Source organism: Qipengyuania sp. GPGPB31 (assembly GCF_038396345.1).
GTDB lineage: Bacteria > Pseudomonadota > Alphaproteobacteria > Sphingomonadales > Sphingomonadaceae > Qipengyuania > Qipengyuania citrea.
Window position 1 is genome coordinate 1,435,859 of record NZ_CP149572.1, and the last position, 22,261, is coordinate 1,458,119.

The following is a 22,261-nucleotide window of genomic DNA, read 5'->3' on the forward strand; positions in this document are numbered from 1 at the left end:
TTATGCGAAGAACGAATTGATCTGGGGCACCAACAATATGGCCGACAAGCAACCGCTAATCCAGCCCGACCGGGGCCAGGACGCTATTTCCATCCACCTCGTCAATCGCGATGGTTTCCCCGAATGGAAGAAGTCCCTGTCCGCCAGCCAGCGCGCAGCACTGGATGCGCAGAAATTCGATGGTGGCGGCTATCAGGTCGGCATCGTCCCCGATGGCGATGGCTGGTTCGCAGTCGGCGGCGTTGCCAATCCGGACGAGTTGTCGAGCTGGTGCATGGCGAAACTGGCCGAAAGCCTTCCCGAAGGAACCTATCGCCGTGCCGGGGGCGAACCCGGCCCAGCGCTGCACGGCTGGCAGACCGGCCAATATGTGTTCGATCGCTACAAGAAACCCGAACGCCCCGTCGGTCCGCGGGTGCTGCTTACCAAGGACGTCAAGGCCATCGACGGCGCGCTAGCCGAGGCGCAGGCGGTGTGCCTGATCCGCGATCTGGTCAACACGCCCGCCGAGGACATGGGCCCAGCCGCGCTCGAAGAGCAATGCGAAGCGCTGGCCAAGACCCATGCGGCCAGGCTGGAGGTAACCAGGGGCGATACGCTGGAACAGGAATATCCCATGGTGCATGCGGTGGGCCGCGCCGCCGCGCGCCATCATGCGCCGCGGATCATGCACCTGACCTGGGGCAAGGAAAGCGACCCTGTGCTCGCGATCGTCGGCAAGGGGGTATGCTTCGACAGCGGGGGGCTCGATGTCAAAAGCAGCAGCGGCATGCTGTTGATGAAGAAGGACATGGGCGGCGCCGCACATGCGATCGCGCTGGCCGGACTGGTGATGGCCGCACATCTGCCCGTGCGTCTGCACCTGCTGGTACCTGCGGTGGAAAACGCGATCAGTTCCAACAGCTTCCGGCCCGGCGACGTGCTGCAAACCCGCAAGGGACTGACTGTCGAAATCGGCAACACCGATGCCGAAGGCCGGCTGATCCTCGGCGACGCCTTGCAGCGGGCCAGCGAAGAGAACCCCGAGTTAATCCTCGATTTCGCCACGCTGACCGGCGCAGCCCGGGTGGCGCTCGGCCCCGAATACCCGGCGCTGATGACGCGCCGCGACGAAACCGCCGCGGCGCTGATCGCTGCCGGCAAGGCGCATGACGACGAACCCTGGCGCCTGCCCTTGCCCGATGTCTATCGCGAATGGCTCGCCTCGGACATTGCCGACACCAACAACGCGCATGGCAATGCCTTTGCCGGTGCCAGCGTGGCGGGGCTGTTCCTCGACAAGTTCGTGGGCGAAGGGATCGACTGGGCGCATTTCGACACATTCGCCTGGCGCCCGCAGGCTAAACCGGGCCGTCCCAAGGGCGGCGAAGCCTACGGATTGCGCGCCGCATGGCACATGCTGGAGGCCCGTTTCGGGGGAGGCTGAAGGCCGCCCGCTTGCGGGAAAGCGCCGGCGCGGCTAAGCGCCCGCAACGTTCACAACCGGAATTAGCACACAGCGTGACTGCCCCAGACCGTTATTCCCTTCCCGAAGGCGTCGTCGGATTGAACGGCCCGGTCGACAAGCCTGCGCCGGGCACGCTGCCCCTGCGCGGCGATCTGGCGCATATCGCGCTGGCGCAATCCTATCTCGCTGCACACTATGTCATCCCGCAGCCGCGCGCTGTCGGGGCGGCGCCCGCGACGCTCAAGCTGAACATGCGCGACGATGCCGAAGACGGCACGACCCTGCCCGCCGGACAGGAGATAGAATTGCTCGACTGCGCAGGCGACTGGGCGTGGATCACCTGCGGCCCCGAAGGCCCCAGCGGCTATGTCCGGCTCGGGCAGCTCGCACCGGTCATCGATGCATAAGGTTTTCATCGACGGGGCAGCCGGAACAACCGGGCTCGAAATCGCCGAACGGCTTGCCGGCCGGTCCGAATTCGAACTGCTGGCGCTCGACGATGCCAAGCGCAAGGACAGCGCGGCGCGGCGCGAGGCGCTCAACGAGGCCGATATCGCGATCCTCTGCCTGCCCGACGACGCCGCCCGCGAGGCAGTCGAGCTGATCGACAGTACCAGCGCCACGCGGGTTATCGACGCCTCCAGCGCGCACCGCACTGCGGAAGGCTGGTGCTACGGCCTGCCCGAACTGGTCGGACGCGAGCGCGTTTCCGAGGCGCGCCGGGTGAGCAACCCGGGCTGCTATCCCACCGGCTTCCTCGCCCTGGTAGCGCCATTGGTACGCGAAGGGCTGCTGCCCGCCGACTGGCCCTATACCGTCAATGCGGTGAGCGGGTATTCGGGAGGCGGAAAAGCCCTTATCGAGCGTTTCGAAGCCGCCGGGGCACCCGCCTACATGGCTTACGGCTATGGCATGGCGCACAAGCACCTGCCCGAAATGAAAGCCCACGCGGGACTTGCGCATCCGGTGCTGTTCGCACCGTCAGTCGCGTCGACCTATCGCGGCATGATCGTGGAAGTCCCGCTGCATCTCGGAGCGATGGCCGACAATCCGCACGCCGACAGCCTGCGTGACTCGCTCGGTCGGTTTTACGAAAGCTCGGCCGTCGTTACGGTCCGCGACAAGGCACCGGTCGCCGAACTCCTGCTCGACAATGATGCACCCGCGTCGGACGCGCTCGAACTGTTCGTGTTCGGCAATGATGACGGATCGCATGCGCGGCTCGTCGCCCGGCTCGACAACCTCGGGAAAGGCGCCAGCGGCGCCGCCGTGCAAAATCTCAACCTGATGTGCGGCCTGCCCGAAACGGCAGGGCTGCGCCTGACACTTGCCTAAAAAACAGGCACTGCCTGTCTGTGCTTCGGGCACCGACAGCCACTTCCACCGCCCCGATTCACGCAAATACGCGTTGCGCACGTTTGGCACGGTTCTTGGAACACGTGCGGACGCGGCGCGTAAACCTCGTGAGCTACGGGCCAAAGAATTCTCGGGGGACACCACCAGGTGAAAAAGATCGAAGCGATCATCAAGCCGTTCAAGCTGGACGAGGTGAAGGAGGCGCTGCACGAAATCGGCGTGTCCGGCATCACCGTGACCGAAGCGAAGGGCTTCGGCCGGCAGAAGGGCCACACCGAACTCTACCGCGGGGCAGAATATGTCGTCGACTTCCTGCCCAAGGTAAAACTCGAAGTCGTGGTGCCCGCCGGCATCGCCGACCGCACGGTCGAAGCTATCGCCGCCGCCGCCCAAACGGGCCGGATCGGCGACGGCAAGATCTTCATCTCGTCGATCGAGGGTGCCTTGCGCATCCGCACCGGCGAGAAAGACGACGACGCGATCTGAAAAAACGGGGGCGCCAGTCCCGCATCAACCCAATCCTGTTCAATCGGAGGCAATACCAATGGCAAGTGCAAGCGACGTCCTGAAACAGATCAAGGACGAAGGCATCGAATGGGTCGATCTGCGCTTCACCGACCCCAAGGGCAAATGGCAGCACCTGACCATGGTCGCGGGCGTTCTGGGCGAAGACGAGCTCGAAGACGGTCTGATGTTCGACGGTTCGTCGATCGCCGGCTGGAAGGTCATCAACGAAAGTGACATGATCCTGAAGCCCGACCTCGATCGCGTCTATACCGACCCCTTCAGCGCCGAACCGATGATGATCGTCTTCTGCGACATCGTCGAACCTTCGACCGGCGAGCTGTACGCACGCGACCCGCGGTCGACCGCCAAGCGCGCCGAAGCCTTCGTCAAGAGCACCGGCCTGGGCGACACGATCTACGTCGGCATGGAAGCCGAATTCTTCATGTTCGACGATGTCCGGTTCGAGGATGGCTATGCCGGTTCGGGCTATGCCATCGACGACATCGAGCTGCCGACCAACACCGGCAAGGAATATGAGAGCGGCAATCTGGCGCACCGTCCGCGCGCCAAGGGCGGGTATTTCCCCGTGGCCCCGGTCGACAGCGCAGTCGATATCCGCGGCGAAATGGTCTCGACCATGATCGAGATGGGCCTGCCCTGCGACAAGCATCACCACGAAGTCGCCGCCGCTCAGCACGAGCTGGGCGTGACCTTCGGAACGCTCGTCGAAACCGCCGACAATTTGCAGATCTACAAGTATGTCGTGCAGCAGGTCGCCCATATCTACGGCAAGACCGCGACCTTCATGCCCAAGCCGATCAAGGACGACAACGGGTCCGGCATGCACACGCACATGTCGATCTGGGACGGCGGCAAGCCGACCTTCGCGGGCAACCAGTATGGCGGCCTCAGCGAAAACTGCCTGTACTACATCGGCGGTGTCATCAAGCACGCCAAGGCGCTGAACGCCTTCACCAACCCGACCACCAACAGCTACAAGCGGCTGGTACCGGGCTTCGAGGCGCCCGTGCTGCTCGCCTATTCGGCGCGCAACCGTTCGGCCGCCTGCCGCATCCCCTATGGTGCGGGCGACAAGGCCAAGCGCGTGGAATTCCGCTTCCCCGATGCGATGGCCAACCCCTACCTCGCCTATTCGGCACTGCTCATGGCCGGACTCGACGGGATCCAGAACAAGATCCATCCGGGCGAAGCCATGGACAAGAACCTCTACGATCTGCCGCCCGCCGAACTGGCGGACGTGCCCACGGTCTGCGGCAGCCTGCGCGAAGCGCTCGAAGCGCTCGAGGCGGACCATGAATTCCTGCTCAAGGGCGATGTCTTCACCAAGGACCAGATCGACGCGTATTGCGAATTGAAGTGGGACGAAGTCCTGCGCGTGGAAACGACGCCCTGCCCCGCAGAATTCGACATGTACTACAGTGCCTGACGCCTAATCGGCGTTAGATAGCAAATGGATAGAAGAGGGGCGGCCGGAGCGATCCGGGCGCCCTTTTTTCATGCGCAATCAAAAGGTGGGTCCTTCGCGCAACACAGGCATACAAAATGGTTCAACCGAGGACGTTACCGGTCTTTCCTTTTCGTCCAACTGGGGTCAAACGTAACCATATGCGCGACTTGGGGCGCGCCACTATGCGAAATATTCCTGGAGGGACCTTCGTCATGAAATCCACGTTCAATCGTAACGGCAGCCGCCTGTTGGCCGGCGCCGCCACCATTGCCTTGTCGACCGTCGCGCTGAGCACCCCCGCTCACGCCATCGTACCGAACGACAACTATACTCCCGACGACATTGTCGATACCGACGAAGAGTTCAGCGGCGTCGGCATGTTCTTCCGCAACGACGGCTTCGTTTGCACCGGGACGCTTATCAATCCGCGTACCGTGCTGTTCGCTGCTCACTGCGTGAACGATCGTCCAGAAACCGATTACGACACGACGGTTCGCTCGGCTTTCTCCTTCAATGTCGATGCCCTCCCCGGCTTCCGCGACTGGATTGGCAATGGCTTCGCCAGCAATCCCGACCTCGCTGTCTTCGACGTCAATCGCATCTACTACGATGCGCGGTCGCTGCAGCGCCCCGAAGCAGTCGGCTTCCTCGAGGCTGATATTGCCGTCGCCAGCCTGTCCGATCCAGCCGCGAACCTGCCGACCTGGTCGCTGCTGTTCTCGCCGCTGCCGACGCCCGAGGCAATCGACGATGCGGACGGGACCGGGTATCACGTGAACATCACCGGCTACGGCGCTACCGGCTCGGGTTCCACCGGTTCGAACCTGGGGATCGATTGGCGACGCAAGTCGGCCGAGAACATGATCGGTGCGCTCACCTCATTCGATTCACGCAACACGTTCCTGTTTGGCGGCCCTTCCAACCTGCCGCAGAACCTCTATCGTCTCGACTTTGACGATCCGAACAAGACCAATCCGTTCGATTTCAACCTTTACAAGGATGAAGCGCGCGAGCGCGAAGGCACCACCGCTGGCGGCGATTCGGGTGGTCCGCTGATTCTCGACGCGGCCAACAATACGCTGAGCGACGAAGACCTCGTCATCGGTGTTCTTTCCGGTGGTTCGCGTTTCTTCGGACCGCAGGTCTTCTCCAGCTATGGCACCGAGAGCTTTTACCAGCCGCTGTATCTGTTTTGGGATTACATCGTTGCTACCAATCCCTACCGCTACGTCACGGCGAAGGATGGCGACGGCAACTGGGAAGACGCCTCGCACTGGGAAACCACGCTGGATCCCGTCTATCGCGTCATCAACGAAGATGGCGAGGTCGTTAACGGCCTGCCTACCTCGCCTGGGGCTGGCATCACCGGCGACTCGCCCGAGTGGGGCGAAGTCTGCTTCGACCCGCAAGGCGACGGTCCGGGTGAAGGCTGCCAGGATCTGGCGACCGGTGAAGATACGCCCCCGGTCCGCAACTCCGATGGTTCCATCTCGTCGGGCATCGGCCAAGCCGATGCCGACATGCTCGATGCACTCGTTGGTGGTGGCGCAAAGGGTGCCAATCCCGATGCCGTCGATGCTTCGGCGGTCGGCCGCGGGGGCCTGATCAATGCCAACGAGGCGCAGAACCAGGGGCCCGAGTTCGCCGAAAACGCCCCCCACGCGAGCGACGGCGGCACGCCCGAATTCTCGGACGCCGCGCTTCCCGACCCGACGCTGGACAACGGCCTGCCCGGTGCGACCGGCTTCGTACCCGACAACATCGATCCGGTGGTCAGCAGCGACGCCGACGTCAATGTCGACCCGCGCTATTTCGATGTGACGCTGGCTAATGCCGGCACGACCACGCTGAGCAGCGATGTGACGATCGACCGTCTGACGGTCCGCAGTTCTGCCGGCCTGAACATCACCGCGGACGGCAGCCTGACTGCACTGATCGACATCAGCCAGTTTGGCGGCACCATCACTGTCGATGGCGCACTGAACTCGGTCGGTGACTACACCATCTTCGGCGGCGCCCTGCAGGGCGGCGGAACGGTTACCGCGCCGTTCGTCACCAATGTCATGGGAGCCATCTCGCCCGGCACGGTCGGCGGGATCGATACGCTGACCATCGATGGTTCGGCCGTACTTTCGTCGGGCTCGACCCTGATGATCGATGTCGGGCCGAACAACACGTCCGACCTGCTTGCAATCACCGGCGAAGCGTCGCTTGGCGGCGTCGTGGCCGTGGGTGCAGGCGTCCTGGAACCGGGTGTCGGCCTGGGGCAGGAGTTCACCATCCTGACCGCCGATGGCGGCCTGAGCGGCACCTTCAACGCCGGTGATCTTTCCGCGATCCTGTACCAGAACTTCACCTACACCGACACTGCGGTGCTGATGGAAATCCTGGCTCGCAGCTATGGGTCGGTGGTCGATCGGAACGATGCCGTCCAGCGCGGCTATGCGCAGCTGCTCGATCAGAACCGCGGCAATGCGGCTCTGGCAGCGCTGTACAACGTGCTCGATTTCGCCGACCAGTCGGCGATCCAGAGCGCCTTCGAAAGCTGGGCACCGACGACTGAGACGGCCGCGCTGCAAATGGTCGCGCAGTCCTACAACCAGGTCCAGTCGTTCAACGCTTCTCGGCTGCGGGAATCGACGCTGGCGAGTTCGGGCGGCACCATCGCGACGCTGGGCAACCCGATCCGTACGGCCGGGCTCAGCGTCTCGCGGGGAAGTCAGCCGATCTCGGCAGTGGCCATGGGTCTCGACCAGGCCGACGAACCGACGCGTGTGCGTGAAAGCGGGCTTCGCGAAGATGTCGCCATCTATCTCGCAGGTGGCCTGATGCAGGGCAGCGGCGCGGCCATGCCCGGAACCGGGGGTGACACCGACGTCGATGGCTATTTCTTCGGCGGCGGTATCGAGTACTTCCCCGGCGAGAACTCGATGATCGGCATCTCGGCGCAGTATTCCGATCTCGATTCCGAAGTTTCGCTCGGTAATGAGACCGAGTCGACGACCCTCGCCCTGTCGCTCTACGGCAGCGTGAAGACCGTCGACGGCTTCGTGGTCGATGGCCAGCTGACGGTTACCGATGTCGATCTGGACACGACGCGCACCATCGCCTTCGGCGGCGGTACGCAGACGCTTACCAGCGACAGCGGCGATGGCGGCCTCGGCGCAGCGCTGGGGATTTCCTACGACATCGAGGGCGCGTTCGGCACGATCTCGCCCGGTATCGAAGTGCGCTATGTCGACCATTCGCTCGACGTGATCGAGGAAACCGGCGGCCCGCTTGCACTGCGCATCGACCGCGAGGACTTCGAAAGCCTCCAGGGCCGGATCGGTTTCGACTACCAGAAGGTCACCACCGGTCTTCAGCTCGATGCCAATGTCGACTTCGTGCATGAATACGAAGACGGACCGTTCGCCGTTTCGGCACAGTTCGCCAACGGCACCGGCCCCGGTGTGCTTTTCCCGGTAAACAGCCAGGACAAGTTCTGGGCCGAAGCGGGCATTTCCGCCAAGTTCAACAGCGGTCCCGCGCAGTTCGGTATCGGTGTGGACACGACGATCGCCCGCAACAATGCCAACGCGCAGACCTATCGCGCTTCGGCAACGTTCAAGTTCTGAGCCAATCCGTACCGGACCTTAGGGTTCGGCAAGAAAGGGCCGTCCGGGCAACCGGGCGGCCTTTTCGATGCGCGAAAGCATTTTCCTACTCTGCCGGTTGGTGCCTAGCAAAGCGGCCTCGTTTCCCCGGGAGGCCACACTATGAACCGCAAACCGCTCTTCGATACGATCCGCAAAATTCTGGGCCGCGGGTTCCGCCAGTCCGAGGTCGACCGGCTTGACGCGGCAATCGACGCTGTCAGCGCCGCAACCTCACCCTCGGGTGAATTGTTCCAAGGGCGCGGCGTCAGCGAGCGCGGGCTGCGGCTGATCCGCGATTTCGAAGGCTGCGCGCGAATCCGGCAGGATGGCCTGGTCGAGGCCTATCCCGACCCGGGCACCGGAGCCGATCCATGGACGATTGGCTGGGGCGCTACCGGGCCAGGCATCGGTCCCGGAACGGTCTGGACGCAGGAGCAATGCGACAACCGGCTGGAGGAGGATGTCGCCCGTCACGCGCGCGATGTCGCGACCGCGCTGGGCAATGCGCAAACGACGCAGGCGCAATTCGATGCCCTCGTCAGCTTTCATTACAATACGGGCGCGATTGCCCGTTCGACTTTGCTGCGCCTTCACCGGACAGGAAAATATGGTGAAGCCGCTGCCGAATTTGCGCGGTGGAACCGCGCCGGCGGCCGCATCCTCAAGGGTCTGGTCCGCCGCCGCAAGGCCGAGGCTGCGCTCTACCGCTCGCAGTGAACGCCGCAGAACTCCTCCCATTCCACTCGTCGAACGACATGGAACCGTAGGGCCCGCGCCGCCGTTGCAAGGACGAAGGAGTATTCTTAATGCGTAGGGTGGTCGCAGCCGCGGCAGTCATGGCGCTCGTATCGATCGGTGCACGCGCCGCACCGGCTACGAATGCCGCAAATGGATCCGAAATGACCGCTTTTGCCGGCGAAGCGGTATCGGGGGCGGAATGCTTGTCCGGATCTGCGGTGGGCAATGCTGCGTGCCTGCAAACCGATCGCACCGCCCGGATGAAACAGTGGCTCGACGGCTATCGCACAAGGGCAGGCCTTCTCGGCGGCGCCCTCGCCTTGGGCAAGACCTGGCCCGAACGGATCGAGAGTGCAGCCGCTCCGGCCTATTATGTCGACTATTTCGATCTCGGTTCCGCAGCGTCCTATCGCTTTGCCGAAAATGTTCTCTACCGGGTAGATCCCGAAGACGCTTCGATCACCGGAGTGGCCGCGCTGCTGACAGGGGACGAATTCGTCATCGGACAGGAAATGCCCGCTGGCTACGACGTCTACAACGTCCCCTATTCCTATCGCACGCGTTACCAGGATACGCCCACGGTCTGGTACCGCTATGTCGATGGCTATGTGTACCGGGTCGATCCGCGGACCCGGCGGGTCACCGCAGCGATCGATCTCTTGGTATGACACCCCCCTCGTCCCTCGCCCGGCGCGCAGGGCATGCCGTGCTGCCGTTGTTTGCGTTGGCGCTGCTATCCTCCTGCGGCAGCGAACCTCAGCCCGACGACGACGATCCCGTCCTTACCGAGGATGCCGGCGCGCTTACGGTCGCTGCTGCACTTGGCTCCGACCCGGATCTCAGCGCAGCGCAGGACGCCATCGAGAAATCGCAACTCACTACCGTGCTCGACGGCCCGGCCAGCTACACGCTTCTCGCCCCGACCAACGCAGCGTTCGAAGCGGTGAACGATCGCGCCATGCCATTGCTCGAACCGGAGCACCGTCCCGTCCTGATCGCGATCCTGCGCAACCACCTTCTGCCGGGGCACCTCACACCCGAAGCCATCGACGCAGCGATCGACCGCGAAGGCGGGCCCGTCGCGATGACGACGCTCGGCCGAACGCTGGTCTATTTTTCAAGATCGGAAAGGAAGCTGTATGTTTCGTTAGGCGACACCCGCGCCGCACTGGTCGATAGCGCCACCGCGGTGAACAACGGGGTCGTCATTCCGATCGACACGATCCTGGCACCCGATCCGCGCAACGCCGCGGATCAGTAGTCACGGCTGATTTCAGCCACCAGGCTTTCGCGTCCGACAGTGGACACCGCAGCAAGCAGAGACAGCCAGCTGGTCACCCGGAACTCCAGCTCGGTCGCGCTGTATCCGCGGCCATCGGTGATGATTTCGGCGTAGAAGCGCCGTCCGAAATTCTTACCCAGCGCCACACCCGTGCCGCGCCCCAGCGCCGGATCCGCGCTGACGATCCGCAGCCGGTCGAGGCCGATCGCGCTGCGTAGCTGGTTGATCGGGTCGAGCCCCCCACCGCCGCGCAGGCTGGCAACCGCAGCGCCAAGCTGCAACGCGTCGGTGGCCGACAGGCTGGTGACCGACCCGCCGAACAGCAGTCGGGCCAGCAGTTCTTCCTCGGGCAACGAGGGATTCGAGTTGAAGGCGATTTCCGGCTGGGTCGCGCTGCCCTGTACCGTCGCTTCGACAGTCAGTCCGTCGCGCTCGGTTTCGGCCCGGATGTCGAGCCGCGGGTCGACCGGCAGATTGGCATCGAATTCGATTTCGCCGCGAGTGAGTTCGAACCGCGTTCCGGCGAAGGTGTAATCGCCGCGCACGACTTCGGCGCTGCCGCCAATCCGCGGGTCATCGGTGGTTCCGCGCAGGATGACATCGGCGGACCATTCGCTGTCGAGGCCCATCCCGTCGACATCGATGCGGCTGGTTGCCCGTGCGTCGATCAGATAACGCCAGGGGCGCGACGGGGCTGCCTGCGGGGCCCGGTTGGCCGGGGCATTGATCTCGCGCGTGGCGATTTGCGGAATCCGCAGATCATCCGATGCAGTTCCCAGCGTCCAGCTGGCGCGGTTGACGCGTACGCGGCCCGCAATGGTGCCGCCAAGGCCGTTGGATACGATGCGCAAGGGTCCGGTGACCGTGGCACTCAAGCCGCCCGTATCAAGCAATTGGGCATTATCGGCTGCGATGCGCAGATCGATCGTCGGGCCGCGAATCTCGAGTATGCGGCCTTCCACCGCCTCGCCGAGGGTCCGCAGGTCGACGATCCCGCTTCCCATCACGCTTCCGCCATTGACCGGGGTGCCGGCAAACCGCGTCAGTTGCAGCCGCGAACCGCGGAACTGTCCGCGCAGCGCAATATCGCGGATATTGGTACCCGACAGAGAACTGCGCAGCTGGAGCGCTTCGCCGGAAATCGAGCCGCGCACGGTCGGGTCGCGCAGGCTTCCGCTGGCATCGGCGGCGATCGCGATCGGACCGGTGATATCGAACGTATCGAGCGCGGCCAGCCGCCACAGGCTTTCTGCCGCCCCGCGGTAGCGCAATTGCGCGAACAGGCTGCCTTCGCGCATCCGGTCGAGCAGCATGCCCTGTGCAGGCAGCCCCGTGATCCGGGCCTGGATCCGGCCACGCTGGATATCCGCATTTGCAAGCTGGGCCCGGGCGGCAAGTTCGGTATCGGTCAGCTGCGCTACCAATGCGACATCGACGGGCCGCGAGGTCAGCACCAGACCCGAACGGGTCAATTGCTCGATCTTCACCTTGGCTTCGCCCGATGGCAGGCCATTGGCACCGGCGCGGTAATCGACCGTACCCGAAACCGTCCCGCCCAGCCCCGTATCGGGGCGCACCACATCGATCAGCGACAATGGCATGCGCGCCAGCTTGAAATCGAAATCGAGATTGCCGCCGCCGAAGCTGCCGGCAGCGACCATCGCGCCGTCGCCATAGGACAGCTGCGTCGGTGCAAGTTGCCAGCCGCCATTGTCGAGGCTGGTCAGCACGGCGCGGCGCGGCATCGATATCGACCGCCCGGCGAATTCCCCCTGCGCTGCGACTGCGATCCGTTCGGGGCGGATCGCCGCGTTGAGGTCGAGTACGAAGCGCCCGCTTCTCCGCCCGGAAAGCGAGGCATCGACCCGTCCCACCCCATTGTCCAGTTCGCCCTCGGCGGCCAGGCGCCCGATAAACAGGGTGCCATAGGACAGGCCTGCCGCCGTGGCCGAACCGGTGAAAGTGGTCCGTCCGTCGGCCAGCAATCCGCTTGCTTCGACATCCGCGCGCGCGACACGCAGGACGGTGTCCCCGCCGAACCGGGCGTTGCGTGCCTGCAGATCGACATCGACGCCCTGCCCCGCGCCGCGCGGCGCGAGCGCTACTGTGCCATCCAGGCCGCCGCCTGCCAGAGCGATCGTGCCATCGACGCCGCCATCGACCAGGGTCAGCGCGCCGGTCAACTGCGTATCCGACAGCTGCATGGTTTCGATGGATATCCGCGTAGGGCCGGCTTCCGGGGCGACCAGTGCCAACTGGCCGGCGAAGGGCCCCAGCACCGACCGATTCGCCATCGGTGTCGATCGCAAACCCATCCTCGGTTGGCGCTATCGCGAGGCGAACATTCTCGAGCCCCGTCACCGGCTGGGCGAACACCAGCGCGGCGCTGGGCCCGGCATCGGTGACGCTCGCCTCGACCGTGAAGGGACCGTAATCGACATGCCTGCCGCTGCCCGCGACCTGCGTGGTGCCCGCGCGGATGCTGCCATCGACCGAGAGAGCGAGCTTGTTCGAGTTGACGCGCAGGCGATTGAAATCGAGCGGTGCGTTTCCGCCCACCGCAACTCCGCCGCGTACACGGATCGGCGTGCCGGCAAGATTGGCCAGGGTGGCGTTGGTGACCGGTGCAATGCGCGCGTCGAGCTCGGCCGAAAGACGCCAAGGGGCGCCCGGGGCAAGCGCGAAATCGATCACGGCCGTGCCGCCCGCGGTGCCGATATCGTCCAGCGCCAGGCCCTGCGCGCGCACCGGTCCGCGAATCCTGTAGCTTCCACGGGCGAGATCGCCGCGCAGCGCGAGGTTGGCTGCCGCGCTGGGGAAAGACAGCCGCAAATCGTCCGCCAGCAATGTCGAACCCGTCAGTACCAAGGTGCCGCGGCCGGTGCCGTCGACAAGTCTTGGATCGACCATCGCATTGCCGCTGGCAATCCGGGCGACCGTCAGATCCAGCGGCAGGGTCCAACGCGTGCCATCATAGCGCGCGGTGCCTTCCTGCCTCAGGCGGGTGAGCACGGTTCCGCCGATGTCCAGTTCGCCCACGCGCGCCTTGTGGGCGATGGCGAGATCGTCGAACGATCCGTCGAGCGTGGCGGTCAGCCGCGTATCGCGCAGCGCAATACCATCGCCCAGCACCGCCGGATCGCGCACCCGCACCACCATCTCGAGGTCGTCCGCCCGATTGTCGGCCAGATCGACCAGCCCTTCGGCCGAAAGGCTGACTTTGCGGCCAGCCACTATGGCCGTCCCGTCGAACACCCGGTTGTCGATGGCGATATCGCCCTTGAGCGCCACCTTGTCGCCAAGTGCTTCGGCTGGCAGGCCGGTCAGGAATACGGTAGGGTCGACCGTTCCCAGCAAGCCGAACCGGCCAGCGCGGTTGGTCAGTTGCAGGGCGGCGACCCGTTCGTCTTCGCTGCGGACGAGCAATGCGCCGTCCCACTGCGTCCAGGTGCCATCGCCGCGCACGCGCATGTCGAGCGGAGCATCGAGCCCGGCGAGCGCGGCAATCGGCCCGTCCGCCGCGGCGGAGGCATCCAGCGCAAGATCGAAATCGTCGCCATCGGGTTCGGCGTCGACCAGCAGCACCATCCGGTCACGCGCGCCCAAACGCCCGTCAAGATCGAGCAACAGCCTGCGGTCATCGACCTGAGCGCTCCCGGTGATGTTGACCCGCTGCGCGTTTTCTCCGGCGATGCCGCCGGCCAGCGTGAGATCGTCGATCACCAGTTCCTCGACCGAAATGTCGAAGCCCGGTAATATCGGCCCCTCCTCCTCGCTCGGCAGAAACTCGGGCAGGCGCGACAATTGTCCCCTGCGCGCCGCGAAGCTGTCGATCTCGAGCCGGTTGGACAGCCATGCACCCGGGTTCCAGTCCACTTCCGCGCGGGGAATCGTCAGGAACACGCCCTGCGGATCGGAGACACGCACATCGTGCAACACTGCCGCGCCGTAGAGATTGCCCTCGATCCGGCCGATCTGGATGTTGAGCCCGTTGGGGAAGGTGCGTTCGGCAATCCGATTGGCGAGGAAACGCTCGCCAATCGGTGTGTTCAACAGCGCCAGCGCACCGACCACCAGCAGCACGAGGCCCGCGGCCAGGCCCAGCAGCCATTTGCGGCCCCCGCGCCCGGATGCGCTGCGGCTCGAAACCGATGCCTCGGGGGCGGTCGCGCGCTCTTCGGGCATCAGAAAGCCTGCCCCAGCGAGATGTAGACCGCGACCGGGGAATCTTCGGGTTCGGGGTTGAGCGGCACGCCTACATCAACGCGGATCGGGCCGAAGCCGGTCGCATAGCGCAGGCCCACACCGGCCCCCATCTTGATCTCGTCGAAATCGGGCGTGGTCGATGTCGACACGCTGCCCAGGTCGAAGAACGGCACGACCGAAACCGCCCCGTCGAAGAACCCAGTCCCGATGCGCGCTTCGAGCGAGGCTTCGACGAGGCTGCGCCCGCCGATCGGTTCCATGAACTGGTTCTTCGGACCGATCGACTGGTAGCCATAGCCGCGCACCGATCCGCCGCCACCCGCATAAAGCCGCCGCGAAGGCGCGATGCCGACGAGATCGGCGCCCTGAATGCTGGCGAAGGCCGCGCGCGCCGCGATCACCGTGCGTTCGCCCACCGACTGGTAATAGGCCGCATCGACGCGGTTCCGCAGGTAATAGTACTGCTCGCCCTCGGTGCGCGAGGTTTCAGGGGCGAGGAACCCGGTGACGCGGAAACCGCGGGTCGGATCGAGCAGCGAGTCGCTGGTGTCGATCGTCGCACGGCCGAACAGCGAAGCGATGAAATAGGTCTGGCGCGGGCGGGCCACCCCATCGACGATGCGATTGCGCTCGTCGGTGGCGAGGATCTCGCCGCCCAGCGCCCAGGCCAGCGGCTTCTGGAACAGCAATGTCGAGGTGCGTTCATACGTGCCCGTCAGCGCAACCGTGCGCGCATCATAGGCGCTGGTGTCGATGCTCGAGGCATAGGCATCGACGGTGAGCACCTTGTCGCGGCCGCCGAAATTGTTCTTGCGGAAGGTGACACCCGCCAATTGTTCGCGCGTGCCGAGGATGCCGCGCAGCCGCAACGCGCCTTCGGGCGGGAAGAGGTTGCGATGCTCCCAGCTCGCCTGGATGCGGACGCCTTCTTCCGAACCGTAACCGATCGCCCCGGCGATAGTGCGCAGCTCGGCGCGTTCCATGCTCACGTCCATGGCCACCACGCCCGGCTCGTCGCCCTGCGGGGCCTCGATTTCGCGGGCTTCGACGCTGGCGCTGGAGACCAGCCCCGTCGCGGTTATCGCGCGGCGCAGGTCGAACTCGAGGCTGCGCTGGTAGACATCGCCCGGTTCGAAACGGGCGATACGCTCGAGATGGCGGCTTGAAAGAAACGCCTCGTCGTCGCTTACGACGCCGCCAAAGACATATTTGCCATTCGGGCGCACCGGCATCGTCAGGTCGCCCTCGACCCGATCGTGATCGATGAGCAATTCGGGTTCATCGATTTCGGCGAAGGCATAGCCGGTTTCGCCCAGCGCACGGTCGAGGTCGAACTGTTCGGCCAGGATCGTGTCGGACTGCAAATATTCGCCCGGCTGGATGTCGAAGGAATCGCGCAGCTCTGCCGCATCGGTCGCCGTGTCGAGCTCGCCTAGGTCTATCGCGCCATAGGTATAGCGCGGCCCGGGAATGACATCGAAACGGACGCGGGGATTCTGGTCGGCGCTATCCTCGCCGGCGTCACGCGTGGCGATCGTGCGGACGATTTCGCCATCGTAATAGCCATAGACTCGCAGCAGCGTCGCCAGCAGTTCCTCGTCCTCGCGCGCGCGTGCCGCCAGCTGGGCGACGTTCTCATCGCCATTGTCGAGTTCTTCGATCGTCGAAAGCGCTTCGAACCGGTCGACGAAGTCGCCGCGCTCAGTGAAAGGCGGCTCCTTCTGCGGAAAGCCGAGCACCAGCAGATCGGACAGCGTCTCGATTTCCGCGTCTTCGAAAGCGATTTGCGGCGCATCCTCGAGCAGGTCCGCGAACTGGATATCGCCTTCCGGTTCGAGCGGCTCGAGCGGTTCGATCTCGACATCGTCGGGCCATGCGACGGGCATGGCGGGCAGATCGGCGATCGGCGTTTCGGCCGCCAGCACGGGTTCGGCGCTGGTCATACCCTCATCGGTGCCCTGCTGTGCCCAGGCTTCGGGATTATCGACCGCGCTGTCGGGGATCAGGTCCTCAAGAGACGCCGGCGCGGATGTATCCTGCGCAACTGCTGGCTGCGCACCCGCAAACGCCGCGAGGGCAAGACAGGTCGCAAGCGCGCCGCGCGCGACCTCAGTCGTCGACCTTATACTCTGCAGCAAGCCCGTCTTTCGCAGGAAGCGGATCGTCGCGGCGCTTGGCTCGCGGCGCGGTTGCAGCGGCGATAAGCTGCTTCTGTTCCGCATCGGGCATGCGCTCCCACCCACCGCGGGTGAGCCGTTCGAGCGGGCGGTAGCGGACCTTGTACTGCATTCGCTCGGCCCCTTCGACCCAATAGCCGAGGTAGACGAAAGGCAGCCCATTGTCGGCCGCACGGCGAATGTGGTCGAGAATGATGTAGTTCCCAAGACCGGCGCGATCCCCATGTTCAGGGTCATAGAAGCTGTAGATCATCGACAGCCCGTCACCCTGATAGTCAGTTAGGCACGCCCCCACGAGACGCCCCGGTTCGGTGCCGATGCCCGGCTCCCGATATTCAATCACATAGCTGGTAACACTGGTGTGTTCCACCATATCTGCAAAGTCGCTTTCCTCCATCTGCGTCATGCCCCCACCGGGGTGCCGCGTAGCGAGGTACTTCTGCAGCAGTTCGAACTGTTCTGCCGTCGCCCAGGGGCGGCATTCGGTCGCGATCAGATCGTCATTCGCCTTGAGCGTGCGCTTCTGCGACGAGGACGGGCGGAATTCCTTCGCCACGACCCGCACCGATACGCAGGCATGGCAATCGAGGCACGAGGGGCGGTAGGCCACGGTCTGGCTGCGGCGAAACCCGATCCGGCCGAGCGCTTCGTTCAATTCGTCGGCATTGTCGCCGCGCAGTTCGGTGAACACCTTCCGCTCGCTCTTGCCCGGCAGGTACGGACACGGCGCGGGGCTGGTCACGAAAAAGCGGGGGAAGCGTATCGGTGCGGTCACTTTCGGCGACGTCCTTTTGGCGGCGGGGACAATTACCTGCTGCGCCTATCAATGCCAGAGCGGGTCCTTTGTTAAAACCCTCTTTACCATGAAAAGCCACCACCCCTCGCCAAACGGCCCCGTTCTTCCGCCGGGCGGCGTCATCGAGGCCCCGGTTCAGGCCAGTTCGGCCAGTTCGACGACATAGCCCTTGGCGCGCAGGTTTTCGACCAGCCGATCGATCTGGCCGCCATCGCGGGCTTCGCACTCGATCTCGGCGGTCAGACCCTTGGCCGGCAGCGTGGTGAAGATCCGCTGGTGGTAGATTTCGATGATGTTGACGTCATGCGCGTTGAATTCGCGCATGACCTTGAACAGCGCGCCGGGGCGGTCCTGCAACACCACCTGCAACCGTGCGAGGCGGCCCGAACGCGCCAGGTCGCGCAGCAACACGTTGGCCAGCAGGCGGGTGTCGATATTGCCGCCGCACAGCACCAGTCCCACGGTCTTGCCGGCGAACCTTTCGGGATTGGACAGCACCGCGGCGAGCCCGGCAGCGCCTGCCCCTTCGACCACGGTCTTCTCGATCTGCAACAGCAGCGAGACCGAATGTTCGAGCGTCGATTCCTTGACCAGCAGCACTTCGTCGACCAGCTCGGCAATGATCTGGCGCGTGAACTGGCCCGGGGCCTTCACGGCAATGCCTTCGGCCAGCGTATCGCCCCCGCAGGGGCGCTCGTCCCCGGTCACGGCCGAGTACATCGAAGGGAACAGTTCAGCCTGGACCCCGACCATTTCGATTTCGGGTTTGAGCGCCCGGGCCACGGTGGCCATGCCGCTCATCAGCCCGCCGCCGCCGATCGGCACGACCAGGCAGTCGAAATCGTCCTTTTCCTCCAGCATCTCGAGCGCGACGGTGCCCTGCCCTGCCGCGACCTGCGGATCATCGAAGGGATGGACGAAGGTAAGTCCGCGTTCGCGCTCGAGCTCGCGCGCATGAGCATAGGCTTCATCGAAGGTCTCGCCCACCAGCTCGACCTGGCCGCCGACGCTTTCGGTCTGCATCACCTTAACGCTCGGCGTGGTCTGCGGCATGACGATGGTCACCGGCACGCCCAGCCGGCGTCCGTGGTAGCTCAGACCCTGCGAGTGGTTCCCCGCCGAAGCCGCGATGACGCCGCGCGCGCGCTGTTCGGCGCTCAGCTGCAGCAGCGCATTCAGTGCGCCGCGTTCCTTATAGGCGGCAGTGAACTGGTGGTTTTCGAATTTTAGCCAGATATCCGCACCGGCGATGTCCGACAGCGTCTGCGAACGCAGCATCGGCGTCCGGACCACCGCACCAGCGATGCGCGCGGCGGCCGCGCGGACATCGGCGAGGGTCAGCTGGTCGGTCGCCTTGGGGGCGTCGGCATGCGCGGAGGATGCTTGGGTCATGGTCTGCGCCCCTACGGCGCGCTGGGGCGCGGCGCAATCGCCGAAAGGGTTTGCCTCTACCAAGCTATGCCTTATCGCTGGGCGCGCTTAACCGAGACGGGACTGCCTGACATGTCATTCAAATTCCTCGTATCAACCCTGGCTCTTGCGCTCGCCACGCCCGCCGCGGCGGACGTGCTGGTCGACAATGTCGAGGGTCTTACGATCGGCGAGGATGGCAAGCTCAAGCGGTTCACCGCGCTGGTGATCGACGACGAGGGCAAGGTCGCGCAGATCCTGACCGCGCGGGACGAAGTGCCGCAGACCGACTTCCGCGAAGACGGCGACGGTGCAGTCATGATCCCCGGGCTGATCGATGCGCACGCGCATGTCATGGGCATCGGCATCGGCGCGCTCACGCTCGACCTGTCCGATACGAATTCGCTCGAGGAAGCGCTCGACAAGATCCGCCGCTTCGCTGCCGAAAACGAGGCCCGGCCCTGGATTCTCGGCCGCGGCTGGAACCAGGAAAAATGGGGCCTCGGCAGGTTCCCCACCGCGGCCGAGCTCGACAGCGCGGTCGCCGATCGTCCGGTGTACCTGCAGCGCGTCGACGGGCACGCCGGCTGGGCCAATACGATGGCAATGGAAGCCGCAGGGATCACCGCGACGACAGAAAGCCCTGCCGGGGGGCGGGTCGAACGCATGCCCGGTTCGCAGGCCCCGTCGGGGGTCTTCGTCGATGCCGCCGAAAGCCTGATGACCCGCGCCATTCCCGCCCCGCGCCCGACCGAGCGCGACCTTGCCTTCGCCAAGGCACAGGAGGTCCTCCACCGCAACGGCATTACCGCCGTGGCCGACATGGGCACGACGATCGAGGATTGGCAGACCTTCCGCCGCGCGGGCGACAAGGATGCTCTGACACTGCGGATCATGGCCTATGCCGCCGGTCCGGACGAGATGGAACTGATTGCCGGCGCCCGCCCCACGCCGTGGCTGTATGGCGACAAGCTGCGCATGAACGGGATCAAGATCTACCTCGACGGCGCGCTGGGCAGCCGCGGTGCATGGCTCAAGCAGCCCTATGCGGACGATCCCGGCAACACCGGCCTGCCGCTGACCGGCCCGGCCAAGCTGCGCAACATCCTGGTCCGCGCCGCGCAGGGCAATTTCCAGCCCGCGATCCACGCGATCGGGACTGCCGCCAATGCCGACGCGCTGGCCGCGATCGCCGAGCTGAGCGAAAGCTTCCCCGGCGACCGGCGCTGGCGGATCGAACACGCGCAGATCATCGATCCGGCGGACCTGTCCGGTTTCGGCCAGAACGGCGTCATCGCCTCGATGCAGCCGGTTCACCAGACCAGCGACCGCTCGATGGCCGAAGCGCGGCTGGGGCCGGATCGGCTCGACGGCGCCTATGCCTGGAACAGCATCCTGCAGCTTGGCGGGCGACTGGCCTTCGGCTCGGACGCGCCGGTCGAATCGCCCGATCCCTTCGCCGGCCTCGCCGCAGCAACCACGCGGATGGATGCGAATGGCGAACCGTTCGGCGGCTGGCGGCCCGAGGAACGCGTCAATCGCGAACAGGCGCTGGCCGGCTTTACCAGCGCAGCGGCCTATGCCGGGTTCGCCGAAGGCCGGTTCGGCCGGCTGCTGCCCGGTGAACGCGCAGATTTCGTGTTGATCGACCGCGATCCGCTGCTTGCCTCGCCTGCCGAATTGCGGGCGACCAAGGTGCTGGAAACCTGGGTCGGCGGGCGCAAGGTCTACGAAGCGGACTGAGCCTCGTCGGTACCGTCGCTGTCAGTACGGCGGCGCCGATCGGTCAGCCGCATCAGCACCAGCGAACCTTCGAACAGCAGCAGCAGCGGAACCGCGAGCAGCAATTGCGAACCGGGGTCCGGCGGCGTGATGATCGCTGCAAGCGCCACGATCAGCACGATCACATAGCGCCGGGCGGACACCAGCTGGTCGCGCGTGACGAGACCCGCGCGATGCAGCAACAGCAGCAGCACAGGCAGCAGGAAGCTCATCCCGAAAGCGAGGATGAACTGCATGACCAGGCCGAGGTATTCGTTGGCGGTCGGCAGCGCCTGGATCTCCATCCCGCCCGCGGTTCCCTCGAAGCCGAGGAACCAGCGGAAGGCGGTGGGCATGACGACGTAATACGCCAGCGCCGCACCCATCCCGAACAGGATCGGCGTTGCCAGCAGGAACGGCAGGAAGGCCCGCTTTTCCTTGGCGTAGAGCCCCGGTGCGATGAACGCCCACAGCTGGTTGGCGATGATCGGGAAGCTCAGGCAGAAGCCGGCGAACAGGGCGACCTTCAGCTCGACGAAGAAGACCTCGTAGAGCTTGGTGAAGATCAGCTGGCCTTCGCCCACGGGAAAGGCATTCTTCAGCGGCTGGATGAGGAAGCCGAGGATCGGATCGGCGAAGTAGAGGCACACGCCAAAGGCAAGCGCCAGCGCCAGCACGCAGCGCACCAGCCGTCCGCGCAGTTCGATCAGGTGATCGAGCAGCGGGGCCTGGCTTTCGTCGATGTCCTTGATCACTGCCATGTCAGCTATCCTTGCCCGGGGGCGGAGGGTCGAGCGGCAGGGTAGGTTCGTCCGAATGTTCGGCCGCCTTGACCGGGGCGGCACGCTTGATCGCGGCTTCCGCCGCGGCATCGGCATCGGGCACCTCGCCTGCCGCAGCCAGCGGTTCCATCGGCTGGTCGGGCAGGAGGTTCTCCGGCGCGCCCCCTTCCGGCGAGGAACCGTCGGGATACTTGGCCATGATTTCCTTGTTCCGCGCGGCCCACTTGTCTTCCATCTCCTCGATCTCGGCCTGGCGGACGACTTCGTCGAGCCCGGCGCGGAAATGGTTGGACATGCGGCGCAGCTTGCCGATCCAGCGGCCCGCGTGGCGCAGCGCCTTGGGCATGTCCTTGGGGCCGATCACGAGGATCGCCACAATGACGATCACCAGCAATTCGCTGGCGCCGATATCGAACATGGCCTGCCTCCGCCCGCTAGCGGATCACTTGGTGTCGGTGGTCTGTTTGACCTGGTCGGGCTTGAGTGCCTCGTCGGCGGGCTTGGCTTCATGGCCGAGCTGCTTGGCGGGCGCGTCGTCTTCGTTCATGCCCTGTTTGAAGCTTTTGATGCCCTTGCCGAAATCGCCCATCATTTCGGAAATCCGCCCGCGACCGAACAGGACGAGCACGACGACGGCGATAATGGCGAGCTGCCAGACACTGAGACCCATGGGACCTTCTCTTTCACATTGCT

At 64.9% G+C, this 22,261-nt stretch carries 18 protein-coding genes; 11 read left to right on the top strand and 7 right to left on the bottom strand.

Going from position 1 to position 22,261, the window contains the following annotated elements:
* Positions 1-37: 37 nt before the first annotated feature.
* The 9 genes from WKH79_RS07370 to WKH79_RS07410 all read left to right on the top strand — a co-directional run bounded on the left by WKH79_RS07370 (position 38) and on the right by WKH79_RS07410 (position 10,415).
* The gene (locus WKH79_RS07370) at positions 38-1,426 is read left to right on the top strand and encodes a leucyl aminopeptidase family protein (protein ID WP_341858479.1); all 1,389 of its coding nucleotides are present in this window, start codon (positions 38-40) and stop codon (positions 1,424-1,426) included.
* Between the two features lie 74 nt (positions 1,427-1,500).
* Complete coding sequence (locus WKH79_RS07375; protein ID WP_063506824.1) at positions 1,501-1,854, top strand: hypothetical protein; 354 nt, start codon at positions 1,501-1,503, stop codon at positions 1,852-1,854.
* Positions 1,847-2,782: an N-acetyl-gamma-glutamyl-phosphate reductase gene (gene argC, locus WKH79_RS07380; RefSeq protein WP_341858480.1), complete on the top strand. Its 936-nt coding sequence runs from the start codon at positions 1,847-1,849 to the stop codon at positions 2,780-2,782. The genes WKH79_RS07375 and argC overlap by 8 nt, the downstream gene beginning before the upstream one ends.
* 168 nt (positions 2,783-2,950) lie before the next feature.
* Positions 2,951-3,289: a P-II family nitrogen regulator gene (locus WKH79_RS07385; RefSeq protein WP_050600760.1), complete on the top strand. Its 339-nt coding sequence runs from the start codon at positions 2,951-2,953 to the stop codon at positions 3,287-3,289.
* A 58-nt stretch (positions 3,290-3,347) separates the two neighbouring features.
* Entirely contained in the window at positions 3,348-4,757 is a 1,410-nt protein-coding gene (glnA, locus tag WKH79_RS07390) for a type I glutamate--ammonia ligase (RefSeq protein WP_050600761.1), read from the top strand.
* 233 nt (positions 4,758-4,990) lie between these two features.
* Positions 4,991-8,395, top strand: a complete 3,405-nt coding sequence (locus tag WKH79_RS07395; protein ID WP_341858481.1) for an autotransporter domain-containing protein — start codon at positions 4,991-4,993, stop codon at positions 8,393-8,395.
* Between the two features lie 141 nt (positions 8,396-8,536).
* Positions 8,537-9,133 (top strand): lysozyme, encoded by a 597-nt coding sequence (locus WKH79_RS07400; protein ID WP_341858482.1) that lies wholly within the window; start codon positions 8,537-8,539, stop codon positions 9,131-9,133.
* 89 nt (positions 9,134-9,222) lie between these two features.
* Entirely contained in the window at positions 9,223-9,822 is a 600-nt protein-coding gene (locus WKH79_RS07405) for a hypothetical protein (RefSeq protein WP_341858483.1), read from the top strand.
* A gap of 38 nt (positions 9,823-9,860) precedes the next feature.
* Positions 9,861-10,415: a fasciclin domain-containing protein gene (locus tag WKH79_RS07410; protein WP_341858484.1), complete on the top strand. Its 555-nt coding sequence runs from the start codon at positions 9,861-9,863 to the stop codon at positions 10,413-10,415.
* Here the strand turns inward: WKH79_RS07410 and WKH79_RS07415 are convergent.
* Positions 10,409-12,730, bottom strand: a complete 2,322-nt coding sequence (locus tag WKH79_RS07415) for a translocation/assembly module TamB domain-containing protein (RefSeq protein WP_341858485.1) — start codon at positions 12,728-12,730, stop codon at positions 10,409-10,411. The two genes, WKH79_RS07410 and WKH79_RS07415, sit on opposite strands and share 7 nt — an antisense overlap.
* On the opposite strand from WKH79_RS07415, the gene WKH79_RS07420 reads away from it, so the two are divergent.
* Entirely contained in the window at positions 12,648-14,192 is a 1,545-nt protein-coding gene (locus WKH79_RS07420; RefSeq protein WP_341858486.1) for a hypothetical protein, read from the top strand. The genes WKH79_RS07415 and WKH79_RS07420 overlap by 83 nt on opposite strands.
* Before the next feature lie 428 nt (positions 14,193-14,620).
* On the opposite strand, the gene WKH79_RS07425 is transcribed toward WKH79_RS07420, so the two are convergent.
* The 3 genes from WKH79_RS07425 to WKH79_RS07435 form a co-directional block, all read right to left on the bottom strand.
* On the bottom strand, positions 14,621-16,585 hold the full coding sequence (locus WKH79_RS07425; RefSeq protein WP_341858487.1) for a BamA/TamA family outer membrane protein: 1,965 nt from the start codon (positions 16,583-16,585) through the stop codon (positions 14,621-14,623).
* Between the two features lie 166 nt (positions 16,586-16,751).
* Positions 16,752-17,594: an arginyltransferase gene (locus WKH79_RS07430; RefSeq protein WP_341858488.1), complete on the bottom strand. Its 843-nt coding sequence runs from the start codon at positions 17,592-17,594 to the stop codon at positions 16,752-16,754.
* A gap of 156 nt (positions 17,595-17,750) precedes the next feature.
* Entirely contained in the window at positions 17,751-19,007 is a 1,257-nt protein-coding gene (locus WKH79_RS07435; protein WP_341858489.1) for a threonine ammonia-lyase, read from the bottom strand.
* A gap of 111 nt (positions 19,008-19,118) precedes the next feature.
* Here WKH79_RS07435 and WKH79_RS07440 point away from each other — a divergent pair, with 111 nt between their 5' ends.
* Positions 19,119-20,768 carry an amidohydrolase family protein gene (locus WKH79_RS07440; protein WP_341858490.1) on the top strand — a complete coding sequence of 550 codons (1,650 nt, stop codon included), beginning with the start codon at positions 19,119-19,121 and terminating at the stop codon, positions 20,766-20,768.
* Here the strand turns inward: WKH79_RS07440 and tatC are convergent.
* From tatC to WKH79_RS07455, 3 genes are read right to left on the bottom strand one after another with little or no spacing between them, the layout of a single operon-like run.
* The gene (gene tatC / locus WKH79_RS07445; protein WP_341858491.1) at positions 20,753-21,547 is read right to left on the bottom strand and encodes a twin-arginine translocase subunit TatC; all 795 of its coding nucleotides are present in this window, start codon (positions 21,545-21,547) and stop codon (positions 20,753-20,755) included. The genes WKH79_RS07440 and tatC overlap by 16 nt on opposite strands.
* 1 nt (position 21,548) lies before the next feature.
* Positions 21,549-21,986 carry a Sec-independent protein translocase protein TatB gene (tatB, locus tag WKH79_RS07450; protein WP_050600769.1) on the bottom strand — a complete coding sequence of 146 codons (438 nt, stop codon included), beginning with the start codon at positions 21,984-21,986 and terminating at the stop codon, positions 21,549-21,551.
* 24 nt (positions 21,987-22,010) lie between these two features.
* Positions 22,011-22,238 carry a twin-arginine translocase TatA/TatE family subunit gene (locus tag WKH79_RS07455; protein ID WP_063506076.1) on the bottom strand — a complete coding sequence of 76 codons (228 nt, stop codon included), beginning with the start codon at positions 22,236-22,238 and terminating at the stop codon, positions 22,011-22,013.
* Positions 22,239-22,261: the final 23 nt, after the last annotated feature.